The sequence below is a fragment of the Psychrobacter sp. UBA2769 genome, assembly GCF_002352555.1.
Classification (GTDB): domain Bacteria; phylum Pseudomonadota; class Gammaproteobacteria; order Pseudomonadales; family Moraxellaceae; genus Psychrobacter; species Psychrobacter maritimus.
Window position 1 is genome coordinate 5,304 of record NZ_DEIR01000015.1, and the last position, 15,099, is coordinate 20,402.

Sequence of the window (15,099 nt, forward strand, 5' to 3'; positions counted from 1 at the left end):
CGTAATGAATTAACTTTGAGTTTTTCTGCTGTCTTAAATGATAATTTTTATAGTTAATAATCTTTCCGAAAAGAAAGGATAGTCAACTTTATTTTTTAGCATTCTGAATCAGCAAAAATCCACACAAGTTGTTCTTTAGTTATGCTTTTAAATAGTGTCACGCTACTGTCGTCCAGTAGATGATTATATAGGGTATTTCTCTTTGCTATTCAGTCTAAGTTAATAACTTATCCTATCTAGCGAGCCGACTATCATATCATAATAATTTGGTTTGTCAAGCTTTTTTATAATTTGTTTCAATAAGTTATCTGGGTTTGTTATATGTAATTCACATATAAGTCGTTCCAGTTCGTCTTAATGAGGTGCGTATTATAGACGTTTAATTTGTTAAGTCAAGAAGTAAATTATTTTATTTTAAACTAAATTAATCTAAAATGAATTTTCTGGACTGGATGATTAAGTAGTAGCTTGGTTAAAACTAGCTATGGTTAATCAGTGGTAATCCACGCCAATCCGCCTTCCCTTCCGACTGGGTGGCATTATACGCGGTTTCAGATGGGGGTCAAGGGGGTTTGAAGGTTTATTTCTGATTTTTTGATAATGCTAAATCTATGTATCAATCCAAGACGCTATTTAAGACGCTGTTAAGGGCAAAGATTCTTCGTCCATTTCCGTGCTTTGTTACCGCGAACACATTGATATTGCACACCATACTGAACCCAATGCCAACTTAATTCAGATGGCGTACCTTTTAAGGTAAAGCTAATACGATAACGTTCTGCGCTAACACTATCATCCATGAGACCTGAACGGGTAATGACAACAACGGCTGTCTTGGGCTGGGCTTTTGATGGATAGAAGAAAGTTTGCGCCAAATCATAATCCGCGGACACCTCATTAATACTGCTATTGATGAGTTTGAGCTTTTCAAAACCACAAGAAATCAGCCCTGTTTGAATAGGACACGGTGCTGATGCATAAGTCACTGCGCGGCCATTAACGCTTAAATGCTTAAAGTTGGCTGGATTTGCAGCTTCAGCCCGAGATATGGGACTTATTGAGTTGCTAGTATTGGCATATGAAGATGCTGAAACCAGTGAAAATGAAAATAAAGCACTCGCTATCAAACCTCTTATCAAGTGTGTTGAGGTATTTGAGACCGGTAATAGATGATTAAAACTATTTAAGTGCAGCATAATAACCTCGACGTTTATTATCAAATAGCGTTATAAAAAGGCTAGTCATATAATGTTTATATAGCTATACCATACAATAACATATTAAAATTATTTAATAATAACTCCAACCAGGTGTTATTTGTGTCTTTTTATTATAACCATCTCAGTTGTTATGATTATCTCTATCAGAGCCGTATATTGGTATGCAACTCACCACCCTAGCACGCAAATAAAAACCGCCTATTAAAAAATAAGCGGTTCGTATGTGCATGTCTTAAGCTAACATCTACCATAAAGCAATCATAGCGTTAACTGGTGGCTTTGCTTTTTAGCGTGGTAAAAATACCTGATAACGCATAGATGATACCAATGGCTAAGATGCCCACAGGGATATCATATAAGATGATACTCATGACCAATACGCCAATGATAAGCACCACAAAAGGTACTTTCTTCTTGTCGAACTCTTTAAAGCTATAGTATTTGACGTTACTGACCATCAATAAGCCACAGATAACGACCCACGCGGCAAATAAGAACATGACGGCAGTATCGTATTGTCCGATCCATTCGTTATGATCGACCGCAACCATCACCGCTGCCGTAACCAAGATAGCGGCCAGCGGACTTGCCAAACCGACAAAGTATTTTTTATCGACAATGCCAACTTGAACGTTAAAACGCGCGAGGCGGAAAGCGGCACAGGCAGTAAAGACAAACGCACATCCTAACCCGACACGACCTAAAGGTTCTAAAGCAAAGCTATAAATCAAAATGGCAGGTGCAACGCCAAAGGCCAGCATATCGGCAAGTGAATCATACTGCTCGCCAAAAGGGCTTTGCGCATTAAGCATACGCGCGACCCGCCCGTCAGCGCCATCAAGAATGGCGGATAAGAAAATCGCCAGTGATGCTTTATAAAACTCGCCTTGGGTACTGGCTAAAATAGAATAAAAACCCGATAGTAACGATAAGGTTGTGATGAGATTGGGCGCTAAATACACACCGCGACTGACCACGCGCTTGCCTTCTGCAACTTCTGCTTCAATCACCTCAAAGGTTAAGCCATCATAATTGTCATTATCCGCGAGACGAATATTGAACTCATGCTCATCAACAAAAGGCGGCTGAGTGGCGGCGCTATCTTGTAATAGTGGCTCTTTTACCAAACCGTCATTCATAACTTTATCAGTTACTAGACTGCTCTTGGCAAGGCCATCCTTTGCAATGCTACTTGATGATTGATCAGTCGTCATAACGATATCCTTATTCGCCAACCAGCCAGCGCACATTGGTGGCACTGTCTGCAGACAAGTCTGGCGCATCTTCAACTTTTAACACCGGCTGTAAGAAACGCAATATCTCACGCGCATGGTTGTCAAACTGCCAAGGCGGATTGATAATAAGTAGACCTGTACCGTTCAGACCTACAGCAATATCATTAGGATAAATATTGAGCTCGCAGACCAATTGACGTCTCATCTCAGTACGCTTAAGCTTTTTATAGAACAGCTCAACCGCTTCGATATTTTTAATCGGATACCATAACGCATAAGTGCCTTGTGGCCATTTCTCATAAGAGGCGACCAACAGATTAATCAGGCGGGTAAAGTCTTTATGCTCTTGCTCGTAAGGAGGATCAAGGAAAATCAGACCGCGCTTTTCTTTTGGTGGAATAACCGCAGCGATACCTTCAAAGGCATTGCGATGATGAATACCAATCGGCAATTTATGCAGCTGATAATTTAAGGCATCATATTCGCTAGCTTTGGCTTCAAACGCTTCACCGCGTACGCCAGCATCAGGATTTTTTTCAACATGATGGGCAATCCACCACGGCGAGCCGGGATAGACTTTTTTGTCATAAGTGAAACGGGCTTGCTTAATGCCTTCCATATAATCTTTGACTGCCGTCGGTGCTTTTTCGACATCAGCTTTTACTAAGGCTTGGATACCACCTTTGGCTTCACCTGTTTTGCGCGCCTCTTCACTGCCGAGCGAATACAGTCCACGACCGCCATAAGCATCTAGTACATAAAAAGGTTTGTTTTTTTGCCCCAATTGATTCAGTAGTTGTACCAATAAAATGTGTTTAACGACATCGGCAAAGTTACCAGCGTGATAGGCGTGTTTATAATTCATAAGATCAAAAGTTTAAATAAGAAAAATTGCATCTATGGTAGCATAGACAGGGTAAAAGATAACGATGGTTTTGGTAAAAAGGCATGGATTGGCTGTGTATTGACAGCGAATGGCATGTTTATTGATAACGGCGAGACAAAATGACGCAGATTATTAGCAATCTTGAGGTGACAAAGTTAGTCGTCCATAATCCGATTGGACAGGATAATCCACCATTACTGTTTCCGCATAATGGCGACGATAACCAAAAGCCGCCAACTCAGCACGTATTAGCGTTATCAGACTTTGATGTCGATTGGCAAAATAAGATTACCGATGAACAGCTAGATAAGTTTGTAGATGATGGTTGGATGATTATTGATGAAGTGTTTGAGAATAAAGCACTATTAGCCTTGCAATCCGAGAGCGGTTTTATTGAGTATCGTGACGCAGAGTTGACGGCTGGCATTCGGGTCAGCGATATTCGCGGTGACCGCATCCGCTGGATTACAGAAAACTTCTTTGCCGGATATTATTATCTGCAAAGTATCAATGCGCTTGCTGCTTTATTCAATCAAAGCTTGTTTGCCGGCATTCGCCATAGTGAAGCACATTACGCTTGTTATCCGGTGGGTTTTGGCTATCAATGGCATAGCGACAATCCAGCTGGGCGTGATGAGCGTGTTATCTCGGCGGTGTTTTATCTTAATGATGATTGGAGCAATAATGACGGCGGCGCTTTAGAAATAGTCGATAAACATGGCATTCATCATAATGTCATGCCTGTCGCCAATCGACTAGTCATATTTGATAGTGACCTACAACATCAGGTGCAAATTGCTCATCGTCAGCGTTATTCTATCGCGACTTGGATGCGCCTTGATGGTCTGGTGCCTTTTGTTGAAGACAATATTTAACATTCATCAGCTATTACTTTTACTTTAAATAAGCCTTGTTAATTAAGGATAATGACAATGCATAAAACCTTATTTAGAAGCTTACTCTTACTTGTTATGTTCCCTCTAATTGTGAGCTGCGAGACGCTTAATCATCAAGCGCCTACTCAACAAAACAATGAGTTATTTTTTACCTATTATTTGCCAAAATCCACTCCTGAAGAACCTCTAATAATTAATCCGACCGCTATTACTACTGAATTCAAATATAAGGATGGGTGTCTACTTGCATTTGATGGAAGCAGATGGATGACACCTGTATTTCCCGAAGGACATGCAACTTTTGATAGTCAGAATAAGACTTTAAAACTATTAGGAACAAGTTATAAAATGGGTGATGTCATTTCTGCAGCTGGCTATGTGCGTGCTTACAACAGTGACAAAGTTAAAAACTATAATAATACCCCAGCCAAAAACTGTATTACAGAGTATCTCGCAATATATTACGGCGATTATGAGAAAATTTACTTGGATAAAAACTAAAGTTATTTTGAGCATCAGAGTTGATAAGCATCAGCATTAGATAGATATTATAAAAATAAGCCAGATGTTATCACAAGAAATAGTAAATCAACTTATCTAGGACTGTCATGAGTTTAGAAAATAAGAGTAAAACCCATCAGCAACAAACCTTAGAATTAAGTATCGCCCTACTTGAGCGGCCTTCGGTCACACCAGATGATGATGACTGCCAAGACATATTGTCTGAGCGCTTGCAACAAGCAGGGTTTGACTGTGAGTTTATGTATTACGGTGATAGACAGGCAAAAGGTGAACAAGCGGAAGTCAAAAACCTTTGGGCGCGCCGTGGCACTACTGATCCCGTTATTTGTTTTGCTGGTCATACCGACGTCGTGCCTACAGGTGATGAAAATAATTGGACCTATCCGCCATTTACGCCAACCATTGCCGATGGTTATTTATGGGCGCGCGGTGCAGCTGACATGAAAACCGGTATTGCTGCTTTTACTATTGCCGCTGAGCGTTTTGTTGCCAATTATCCTGAACATAATGGCTCGATTGCTTTTTTAATCACCTCAGATGAAGAAGGTCCGTCCATCAATGGCACGGTCAAAGTCATGGAAACCTTAGAAGCACGCAATGAGAAAATTACCTATTGCCTCGTTGGTGAACCATCAAGTACTGACACGCTTGGCGATATCATTAAAAATGGTCGCCGCGGCTCATTGGGCGCAGAGCTTACCGTCACTGGCAAACAAGGTCATGTTGCCTACCCGCATTTAGCTTGCAATCCGATACATGCAACGATGGCAGCTTTAGCGGATCTGACAGCAGCCACTTGGGATAACGGCAATGACTACTTCCCTGCAACTTCCCTGCAAATCTCTAATATCAATGGCGGTACGGGCGCGACCAACGTCATCCCTGAAACGCTAAAGGTTGTCTTTAATTTCCGCTTTTCTACAGAAACAAGCGAAGATGAGCTAAAAGCAAAAACCCATGCTATTTTTGATAAATATTTTGAGAACAGCAAAGCCAGTTATGATATTCATTGGAAATTATCCGGTCAGCCCTTCTTAACTCCTGAAGGCAAACTCGTATCAGCCTGTCAAAAGGCGATTAAATCTGTGACCGATGTTGATACCACGTTATCTACATCAGGCGGTACATCAGACGGACGCTTTATCGCGCCAACAGGTGCGCAAGTGGTTGAGCTTGGCGTGCGTAATGCCACGATTCATCAGGTCGATGAAAAGGTGGAAGTAGATGACTTGGGGAAATTGGCGCAGATTTATGAAGGGATTTTAGAGAATTTGTTGTTGGATTGAAAATTTTTATCAAATATTTGAGGATATGCTGCAATGATTCAATTTAACCCTATGACGCTCGCCTTTACTGTTGTCCTGATTGCGCTATTAAATGGCTGTAACGCCACATCATACGAACCAGTAAAATCTGAACCTACAGGTACGGTAGTTGGGCAAAAAAAAATTCATATTGATTGGACAAAAATTGATACTAAATCTGATGTTTCTATCGACAATACACCACGAGATGTTGACTACCCAGACCATATTGTTAGTTTAGCAAATGCCGTTAATAGACCTGTCGCCGATATTTATCGTCATGAAATGGTATATGGTTCAGCAGAGGTGCAACAGTTCGTGGATCAAGTAAAAGCACAACTTGGTGATAGTTATGTTGACATTTATGGTAATGCGGATGGTGTGCCGAAATATTTTATCGTCACGCGACCGAATGTAGTCGCTGACAGTTACGAATATGTCATTAAGAAAGGCGAGCTACGCGGCTTTAGCATGGCTATTGAAATATTACCAATAGCGGATAGAAGTCGCGCTCAGATGCTAGATGTTTATAATAGCCAAGAAGATATGGAAAAAATTGATAAAATCATCAAAAAGTACGGCGGCGAGATGCAAGGGATAGGCTTTACGCCTATGGGGTTTAAAATTGTTATCGATACTTATTTTCAAAAATCTTTAACGCCTATACGCCATAAACAAGTAGAAAATGAGCTAAAACAGTTAACAGGTGTGAATGTAGAAGTTAGGCAAACGGGCAGGTTGATCTTCTAAATTTATTTTTAAAATTATCAGATTGGTGGGTTACGCTTGAGCGAACCCACCCTACAACACCTTCAAATATCATAGCTATATTCTAAAACTTCTACTCAATACCAATATAGAGATCTACTTGCCCATACTCTAAGTTGCCACCGATATAATGCTCAAAATCAACATTGTACGTTCGTACATGCTCACAGCTTCGGTCATTAAAATACGTCCACGCTTTTTCCCAAGCGTTCATCACAGTATTGGGCATTCTACCTTCTTCAGAAAAGACCAAATATTTCCCTGCAGGAATATCTACGCTGACTAGAGTGCCATTCTTAGCACTAGCGCTATTATCTGACCGTTCTTGCTCGCTATCTACTTTCCAACCGGCCACAACATCAAAAGCACCGACCAAGTCATCGCTCTCATAGTTATGATAGATACCGTAAATGTCTTCGCCTTCAGGAAGATTGCCCGCATGATTTTGATAAAACTTTTGCCATAAGCGACCTAACTTGGCTGTTTCCTGGCTAATTTCAGCATTATTGGTGGTGCGAACGCTGATGCCTTTGCACGCTATCGCTTCGGGTAGCTCTTTGATTTCTGATGTCATAATGCGGCCTATCCTATATATTGATGCTGTTTTGTGTTTAAAAAAATATTTGATACGATTAACGTTGAAGGATTACTCTAATCTGCTTCATCAATCCAGTTCATTTGAATGGCTTCTAAGATACCTTCGTTTGAGCGCTGCGGGTCATCATCAAAGCCTTCAAGCTCAGTCACCCAGCGATGCAAGTCAGTAAAGCGAATGTATTGCGGATCGGTCTCGGGGAATTTCTCGTAAAGCTCAATAGCGATATCTAAGCTGTCTGTCCATTTTAATTTCTGCGGGGTCATAGTAGCTCCTTAACTTATCATTATTTTATAAATGTCATCGAATTGATGGTCATTTAAGCTGGTTATTTGCTTGACGATTTTCTTGACCATTTAATAAGCCCTATCGTAGCAAAATTCGCCCGCTGATTATAGACAAGTTCGTTATAGAGCCTTTGTTGATTTAGCTTATTTTCTCTATTTAGCAGATTTAATCGCTACTTGATGCTGATTCCAAGAATCAATGACCTCATTTGTCTGCTCACCTGTCATATCCAATACCTCTGGCGCACACTTACCTTTTTTATTGGTCAATACAAACTTAGTCATACCAACGCCCATCAATTGGTTTTTGACAAAGAAGCGCGTTTCAAAATAAACGTATTTTTTATCCCACCCGACAAGCGTACTATTTACCGTCATTTTACTCAGAAACTTAATTTCTTTGAGATAGACCATTTCTTGCATGGCGATAATCCAGCCGAGATTTTTAATATCCTTTTGATGACAGCACGCCATCAGCCATTTAGTAATGTTTAATTCTATAAAAGATAAGTAGCGATAATTGGGCAGATGATCACGAAAGCCCATGTCATGTGGCAATACTCGATAGTGGCGCACAATTGGTGCGGACAAAGTTTCGACACTTAAAGTTTCGCTAACCGCTTGCTGTTTAAGTTGCTGCTTTAATAAGCTGACCATAATAAAAAAACGTATCAACATGTTCATAAGGAAATCTCTTCACTGTTATTATTTATTAATCATGATTGCATATAGTTGAATATAAATACTGGCTACCTTAACGCAAAAAAAGCCACCTCAGTGACTTTTTTATGGCAAAGCTTAGATTTAGTAATTTATATCTAAAAACCGACTTTAAAGATTAGTGCGCACCATTAATACTACGCACCATCTCTTCAACCATTTTCTTGGCATCGCCAAAAATCATCATGGTTTTGTCCATATAGAACAAGCTGTTATCAAGCCCTGCATAACCGGTATTCATTGAACGCTTGATGACCATTACCGTTTGCGCTTTGGTAACATCTAGAATAGGCATACCAAAGATTGGCGAAGATGGATCGTCTTTTGCTGAAGGATTGACGACGTCATTGGCACCGATGACCAAGACCACATCGGTACTGGCGAAGTCAGAGTTAATCTCATCCATCTCAAGAATATCATCATACGGTACATCGGCTTCCGCCAAGAGTACGTTCATATGTCCTGGCATACGACCAGCGACTGGATGAATGGCAAAACGTACATTCACGCCTTCGTCTTTTAATAGCTCATACAATTCTTTGACCGCGTTTTGGGCACGGCCTTGCGCCATACCGTAACCCGGTACAATGACCACACTACTGGCATTGGCCATAAGAAAGCCTGCATCTTCTGCTGAACCTGCTTTATAGTTCTTTGGTGCGCCATCATCGCCGCCTGCAGCGGCAGCTGTCGTACCCATACCGCCAAATAAGACGTTCAACAATGAGCGGTTCATGGCTTTACACATGATATAAGATAAAATCGCACCTGATGAACCGACGAGCGAACCTGCGATAATAAGCATCGAGTTGCCAAGGGTAAAACCAATACCTGCTGCCGCCCAACCTGAGAATGAATTCAATAACGACACAACCACTGGCATATCGCCGCCACCGATTGGGGCAATCCACATCCAACCAAAGATAACTGCAATCACTGCCATCGCATAAAATGCTGGCAACGAATCGGTCATAAAGTAGACGATACCAAAGCCAATCATGGCAATAAATAACAGCGCCTGTACCGGTTTGACCCAGCTACCAACCAAGGTCTTCGCCCAACTCTTCGCGGCCAATTTACCAAAGGCAAAGACTGACGCTGAAAAAGTAATCGCACCGATAAAGCAACCGATAAACAATTCAACACGGGCAACTGCGCCATGCTGTTGTTCAGTATGCAGTACCGTTGCTAATGCAATCGCCACCGCTGCCAAACCAACAAATGAATGCATCAAAGCCACGGTTTCTGGCATTTGAGTCATAGCGACGGTTTTTGCTTTCCACATACCGACGAGTGCACCTAATACCATCGCACCGATGATTAACCACAGCACAGGGCCTTCCGCTAAGAAGAATGTCGTTGCTACCGCAATCGCCATCGCCACCATACCAAAACGGTTACCGCGAATAGCGGTTTTTGGACTAGATAAACCACGTAAGGTTAAGACAAAAAGAATGGCACCGATTAAGTAGAACCAATCTGCATTTGCTGCAATCATATTTGTTAAATCGCTCATGCATCGCCTCCACTTTCAGTCGTCCCAGTTTCAAGAGCGGCTGCTTTTTTTACTTTAGGTTTAAACATTGCAAGCATACGTTCCGTCACAGCAAAACCACCGAAAATATTGATACTGGCTAAAAATACCGCAAAGGCACCTAGCAAACTGGTCGGCGTAAACATCGAACCATCGATAGTAACGGTCTGTAGCATCGCACCGACGATGACAATACTTGATAAAGCGTTGGTGACCGCCATCAATGGTGTATGTAATGCAGGGGTAACGCCCCAAACGACGTAGTAGCCAACAAAAATAGCGAGCACAAATACGGTAAAAATCGCTACAAACGGTGTGCTACTCATGGCCGCACCGGCTGGCGCTGCAGCTAAAATAGTGGCAATCATCTAATCCTCCTAAAAATTTTTTCGTGTCTGGCAAATGTAGGGTAATGAGGTAGTCGAAACTTGATGTTCAAGGCTTAGCGTTTAGCAAGGCGTACTTGGTTGTCATGCGTCACTGCTAACGCCCCTTGAATCTCATCATTCATATCTAAATTTAGTGCCAGTGTATTTACTGAAGTGTCGTCTGTAGCTGCAGGAGCAATTAAAGTAGTGATAAAATTGACAAGGTTATTGGCATATAAGTCTGAAGACTGCGCTGCCAGTTGCGATGGAATATTAGCCGCACCAACGATACGCACGCCATTTGCCGTGGTAATGGTTTCATCTGGCACACTGCCTTCTACGTTTCCGCCCGTACCAGCTGCCATATCGATGAGCACTGAGCCTGCTTTCATTTTGGCAAGCGTCGCCCCGTGTACCAAACGCGGTGCGTTACGACCAGGAATTTGCGCTGTAGTGATAACGATATCAGCATTGCTTAAGGCCTTGTCAACCACTGCCGCTTGGTCTTTGATATATTGCTCTGATGGCGTCCACGCATAACCACCTGTAGACTTAGCTGTCTCAGCTTCTTCTGCACTCATCGGCACATCAAGCCACTTACCACCTAAGGATTCTACTTGCTCGCGAGCGGTCGGACGTAAATCACTTGCTTCAACGACAGCGCCTAAACGCTTAGCCGTTGCAATCGCTTGCAAGCCTGCAACGCCGACACCTAAGATGACGACTTTGGCAGGCTTAACCGTACCAGCTGAGGTCATAAACATTGGGAACGGACGCGAATATTCGTTGGCGGCTAGCAATACTGCTTTATAACCGGCAAGGTTGGCTTGCGAAGACAAGACGTCCATATTCTGGGCACGTGACAAGGTACGTGGCAATAACTCCATTGCAAAAGCGGTGGCGCCTTTTGCCGCATAAGTATCTAGCTGGCTATTGCGATATGGGTCCAGCATCCCGATAACCACTTGACCGGCCGTTAAATGCTCAGTTACTGCCGCTGGCAAGTCGTTGACCGTGGTAATAATTTGAGACTGGTTAACGACCTCGGTACTACTGTTGGCAATGTCAGCACCCGCCGCTTGATACAGCTCATCAGCATAATATGCTGCTTGACCTGCACCTGACTGAATGACGACTTCAAACCCTAGTTTACGTAATTTTTTTACCGCGTCTGGGGTTAGCGCTACCCGACTTTCACTTGCGCTATCTGCACTAATAACACCGATTCTCATACCGTCTCCTTACTTACGTCTAATGACTATACTCACGTCTAATGACTACCTTTTAACACCCTCAACGCACATTTAAAAAGCACAGGGGACAAAAAAATCTTTGGTCATGGTTGGTTTAACACTTAAGACCAAAGATTATCAATTTAATAAATGATGACGCCTTTGCCATCATGCCTTTTTATTATAGAGATATCATCTGCTAACTTTCATTGCCTAATGATGACCCACAAGTAAAATAAAAAGTTAGGCATTTACACCATCATCATAACTTTTATTGTTATATTAAAAACTTTTATTTTTTCCAAAAGCGCGCAAAGCCTGTAAGCTATTAGCTCTGAGCCAGCGCATAAATGGTTTTAATATTTGACATATGTCTACGATGACGCTTAAAAATACAAAACAGCTACGACTAAGTCAAGATAAAATACTGCCTAACGTATAATAAGAAAACTTGACACTTAATTAGAACGCCCTTTAACTCATTATAAATAAGGACTAACCATGTATTTTTTACTTTCCCCTGCCAAATCTCTTAATGAGAAAGATGCTGTGCCAGTCAATCTTGGCAACTACTATAGCCAGCCCGAGCTGATTGAGCACTCGCAAGTGCTAATGAAAAATCTAAAAGCAAAAGAGCCGATTGATTTGCAAGAGCTGATGAGCATCTCTGACGATTTGGCGCAGCTTAATGCTAAGCGCAATCAAGACTGGGCTTGGAGCGAGAATGAACCCTTTACGGATAACAACGCCAAACCGGCGGGCTATTTATTCGATGGTGATGTTTATAGCGGTCTTGATATGTATCAGATGGACAAGGACACCGCTATTTATGTCAATGAACATTTGGGTATTTTGTCAGGGCTTTATGGCGTGCTAAAACCACTTGATTTAATCCAACCATATCGCCTAGAGATGGGCACCAAGCTAAAAAATGAGCGCGGTGATAATCTCTATGAATTTTGGGGCGAGGCAGTGACTGACGCTATCAATGCACGCATGGCGGATAGTGATGACAAGGTTTTAATTAACCTCGCTTCTAATGAATATTTTAAGGTAATAAAAAAGAAAGCGCTAAATGCTGAAATTATCACACCACGATTTGAAGATGAGAAAAATGGCCAATATAAAGTGATTAGCTTTTATGCCAAAAAAGCCCGTGGACTGATGGTGAAATATGCTGCTGATAATAAACTGACCAATGCGGAACAATTAAAGCAGTTTGATTTGGCGGGGTATTATTATGTCGATGAGTTGTCTGATGATAAAACGTGGACGTTTAGAAGAGATGAGGCAAGTCAGTAGTTTTTAAAATGATATTTAATTTGCATAAAAGAACCCCGATAAGCTCAGCCTATCGGGGTTTTATTTTACCAATTACTATAAAGTAAAAATTATAGTATTAAGCATTACAGGTTAAGAGGCTGACTACATCATGCCGCCCATTCCACCCATACCGCCCATTCCACCAGCACCGCCCATGCCACCCATACCATCATCACCTTGCGGTAAATCAGTAATCATGACTTCAGTAGTAAGCATGAGGCCTGCTACAGAAGCGGCGTTTTCTAGTGCTGAACGAGCAACTTTCGCTGGATCAAGGATACCCATCTCTAGCATGTCGCCGTATTCGCCAGAAGCTGCGTTGTAACCGTAGTTACCGCTACCGCTCTTCACTTCGTTAACCACAACTGAGGCTTCTTCGCCAGAGTTGGTGACGATTTGACGTAATGGGGCTTCCATTGCGCGACGTAAGATATTGATACCAGCGTTTTGGTCATCGTTATCGCCACGTAGCTCAGACAATGCGTTCATCGCACGAACTAGGGCAACACCGCCACCAGGGACAACGCCTTCTTCAACCGCTGCACGAGTCGCATGTAGTGCATCATCAACACGGTCTTTCTTCTCTTTCATTTCAGTTTCAGTCGCAGCGCCAACTTTGATAACGGCAACGCCGCCAGCAAGTTTTGCCATACGCTCTTGAAGCTTCTCTTTATCATAGTCAGACGTTGATTCTTCAGCTTGACGTTTGATAGATTCAACACGGTTTTCGATGTCCGCTTTGTTACCAGCGCCATCAACGATAACGGTGTTTTCTTTACCGACAGTGACTTTCTTGGCGGTACCAAGCTGCTCAAGAGTCGCAGTCTCTAGGCTTAGACCAATTTCTTCAGAGATAACCGTACCGCCAGTTAGCGTTGCGATATCTTCTAGCATGGCTTTACGACGATCGCCAAAACCTGGTGCTTTAACCGCACAAGTTTTTAAGCCGCCACGCATGTTGTTTACAACTAAAGTAGCCAACGCTTCGTTTTCTACGTCTTCAGCAATGATTAGCAACGGTTTGCTTTGCTGCATCACTTGCTCAAGTAATGGCACGATTTCGCGGATATTGCTAATTTTTTTATCAACAAGCAAGATATATGGGTTTTCGAATTCTGCAGTTAAGCTGTCTTGCTTATTAGCAAAGTACGGGCTGATATAACCACGGTCAAACTGCATACCTTCAACAACTTCCAAGGTATCTTCAAAGCTTGAACCTTCTTCAACAGTGATAACGCCTTGCTTACCGACTCTTTCCATCGCTTGTGCAATCAACTCACCGATTTTGGTGTCTGAGTTCGCAGAGATAGAACCAACTTGGGCAATCGCTTTTGAATCATCAGCTGGCGTTGATAGCAAATGGATTTGCTCAACAGCAGCGCGAACGGCTTTATCGATACCGCGTTTTAGATCCATTGGGTTCATGCCAGCGGCAACAGATTTCATGCCTTCTTGCAAGATTGACTGAGCCAATACGGTCGCAGTCGTTGTACCATCACCAGCAACATCGTTGGTACGGCTAGCCACTTCACGCACCAATTGCGCGCCCATGTTTTCAAATTTGTTTTCAAGCTCGATTTCTTTGGCAACCGAAACACCATCTTTAGTGATGGTAGGTGCGCCAAATGATTTATCGATAACCACGTTACGACCTTTAGGGCCTAAAGTTACTTTTACCGCATTTGCTAGAACGTTTACGCCGTCCATCATTTGTTTACGGGCATCAATGCCGAATTTTACGTCTTTTGCCATGTTAAATTACTCCACTATTATAAGTATGAGAATGCAATTAAATGTTTCAAAGAAATTTTTTATAAATGCTCTTGAGGTATAAATGGTGTCAGCTAAAAATAATTAGTTAACATTGCCTCGTGGACAATTAGCCTTCTAGCACACCCAATACATCAGATTCTTTCATAATCAATAGCTCTTCGCCGTCAACTTTTACCGTTTGACCAGCATATTGACCGAACAAGACTTTATCGCCAGCTTTTACATCTAACGCGCGAGTTTCACCGTTGTCACGAATCTGACCGTTACCGGTTGCTAGCACTTCACCTTGTGAAGGTTTTTCTTGAGCAGAACCAGGAAGTAAGATACCACCCGCAGTTTTTGTTTCTTCTTCTATACGGCGGACGACAATACGGTCATGTAAAGGACGAATGTTCATCGATATGACTCCAAAAGTTGGTTATTAAAAGTAAGGGTT

At 42.2% G+C, this 15,099-nt stretch carries 16 protein-coding genes; 5 read left to right on the forward strand and 11 right to left on the reverse strand.

Annotated elements, in window-relative coordinates; genetic code table 11:
* Positions 1 to 644: 644 nt before the first annotated feature.
* The 3 genes from B3Q63_RS06750 to B3Q63_RS06760 all read right to left on the reverse strand — a co-directional run bounded on the left by B3Q63_RS06750 (position 645) and on the right by B3Q63_RS06760 (position 3,320).
* Positions 645 to 986 (reverse strand): hypothetical protein, encoded by a 342-nt coding sequence (locus B3Q63_RS06750; RefSeq protein WP_296175149.1) that lies wholly within the window; start codon positions 984 to 986, stop codon positions 645 to 647.
* A 500-nt stretch (positions 987 to 1,486) separates the two neighbouring features.
* Entirely contained in the window at positions 1,487 to 2,434 is a 948-nt protein-coding gene (gene pssA / locus B3Q63_RS06755) for a CDP-diacylglycerol--serine O-phosphatidyltransferase (RefSeq protein ID WP_227671075.1), read from the reverse strand.
* Positions 2,435 to 2,444: 10 nt separating this feature from the next.
* Positions 2,445 to 3,320: a 23S rRNA (adenine(2030)-N(6))-methyltransferase RlmJ gene (locus B3Q63_RS06760; protein ID WP_296175151.1), complete on the reverse strand. Its 876-nt coding sequence runs from the start codon at positions 3,318 to 3,320 to the stop codon at positions 2,445 to 2,447.
* A gap of 140 nt (positions 3,321 to 3,460) precedes the next feature.
* On the opposite strand from B3Q63_RS06760, the gene B3Q63_RS06765 reads away from it, so the two are divergent.
* The 4 genes from B3Q63_RS06765 to B3Q63_RS06780 all read left to right on the forward strand — a co-directional run bounded on the left by B3Q63_RS06765 (position 3,461) and on the right by B3Q63_RS06780 (position 6,813).
* Positions 3,461 to 4,216: a 2OG-Fe(II) oxygenase gene (locus B3Q63_RS06765; protein WP_296175154.1), complete on the forward strand. Its 756-nt coding sequence runs from the start codon at positions 3,461 to 3,463 to the stop codon at positions 4,214 to 4,216.
* A 57-nt stretch (positions 4,217 to 4,273) separates the two neighbouring features.
* The gene (locus B3Q63_RS06770; RefSeq protein ID WP_296175156.1) at positions 4,274 to 4,738 is read left to right on the forward strand and encodes a hypothetical protein; all 465 of its coding nucleotides are present in this window, start codon (positions 4,274 to 4,276) and stop codon (positions 4,736 to 4,738) included.
* Positions 4,739 to 4,845: 107 nt separating this feature from the next.
* Positions 4,846 to 6,045 carry a succinyl-diaminopimelate desuccinylase gene (dapE, locus tag B3Q63_RS06775; protein ID WP_296175158.1) on the forward strand — a complete coding sequence of 400 codons (1,200 nt, stop codon included), beginning with the start codon at positions 4,846 to 4,848 and terminating at the stop codon, positions 6,043 to 6,045.
* 33 nt (positions 6,046 to 6,078) lie between these two features.
* Positions 6,079 to 6,813 (forward strand): hypothetical protein, encoded by a 735-nt coding sequence (locus tag B3Q63_RS06780; RefSeq protein ID WP_296175160.1) that lies wholly within the window; start codon positions 6,079 to 6,081, stop codon positions 6,811 to 6,813.
* A 91-nt stretch (positions 6,814 to 6,904) separates the two neighbouring features.
* Here the strand turns inward: B3Q63_RS06780 and B3Q63_RS06785 are convergent, their stop codons facing one another.
* The 6 genes from B3Q63_RS06785 to B3Q63_RS06810 all read right to left on the reverse strand — a co-directional run bounded on the left by B3Q63_RS06785 (position 6,905) and on the right by B3Q63_RS06810 (position 11,567).
* Entirely contained in the window at positions 6,905 to 7,405 is a 501-nt protein-coding gene (locus B3Q63_RS06785) for a GyrI-like domain-containing protein (protein ID WP_296175161.1), read from the reverse strand.
* Positions 7,406 to 7,482: 77 nt separating this feature from the next.
* A complete protein-coding gene (gene iscX, locus B3Q63_RS06790) occupies positions 7,483 to 7,692 on the reverse strand; it encodes a Fe-S cluster assembly protein IscX (protein WP_011279849.1) in 210 nt (69 codons plus the stop codon).
* A 174-nt stretch (positions 7,693 to 7,866) separates the two neighbouring features.
* Complete coding sequence (locus tag B3Q63_RS06795) at positions 7,867 to 8,397, reverse strand: acyl-CoA thioesterase (RefSeq protein ID WP_296175166.1); 531 nt, start codon at positions 8,395 to 8,397, stop codon at positions 7,867 to 7,869.
* Between the two features lie 154 nt (positions 8,398 to 8,551).
* Complete coding sequence (locus tag B3Q63_RS06800; protein ID WP_374220389.1) at positions 8,552 to 9,949, reverse strand: NAD(P)(+) transhydrogenase (Re/Si-specific) subunit beta; 1,398 nt, start codon at positions 9,947 to 9,949, stop codon at positions 8,552 to 8,554.
* Complete coding sequence (locus B3Q63_RS06805) at positions 9,946 to 10,293, reverse strand: proton-translocating transhydrogenase family protein (protein WP_201625636.1); 348 nt, start codon at positions 10,291 to 10,293, stop codon at positions 9,946 to 9,948. Before B3Q63_RS06805 ends, B3Q63_RS06800 begins: the two co-directional genes overlap by 4 nt.
* A 116-nt stretch (positions 10,294 to 10,409) precedes the next feature.
* Positions 10,410 to 11,567, reverse strand: a complete 1,158-nt coding sequence (locus B3Q63_RS06810; RefSeq protein WP_296175168.1) for an NAD(P) transhydrogenase subunit alpha — start codon at positions 11,565 to 11,567, stop codon at positions 10,410 to 10,412.
* Between the two features lie 501 nt (positions 11,568 to 12,068).
* On the opposite strand from B3Q63_RS06810, the gene yaaA reads away from it, so the two are divergent.
* The gene (yaaA, locus tag B3Q63_RS06815; protein WP_296175170.1) at positions 12,069 to 12,869 is read left to right on the forward strand and encodes a peroxide stress protein YaaA; all 801 of its coding nucleotides are present in this window, start codon (positions 12,069 to 12,071) and stop codon (positions 12,867 to 12,869) included.
* A 123-nt stretch (positions 12,870 to 12,992) separates the two neighbouring features.
* Here yaaA and groL read toward each other — a convergent pair whose 3' ends face one another.
* Positions 12,993 to 14,642: a chaperonin GroEL gene (gene groL, locus B3Q63_RS06820; protein ID WP_296175172.1), complete on the reverse strand. Its 1,650-nt coding sequence runs from the start codon at positions 14,640 to 14,642 to the stop codon at positions 12,993 to 12,995.
* Between the two features lie 127 nt (positions 14,643 to 14,769).
* The gene (locus B3Q63_RS06825; RefSeq protein ID WP_010196840.1) at positions 14,770 to 15,060 is read right to left on the reverse strand and encodes a co-chaperone GroES; all 291 of its coding nucleotides are present in this window, start codon (positions 15,058 to 15,060) and stop codon (positions 14,770 to 14,772) included.
* Positions 15,061 to 15,099: the final 39 nt, after the last annotated feature.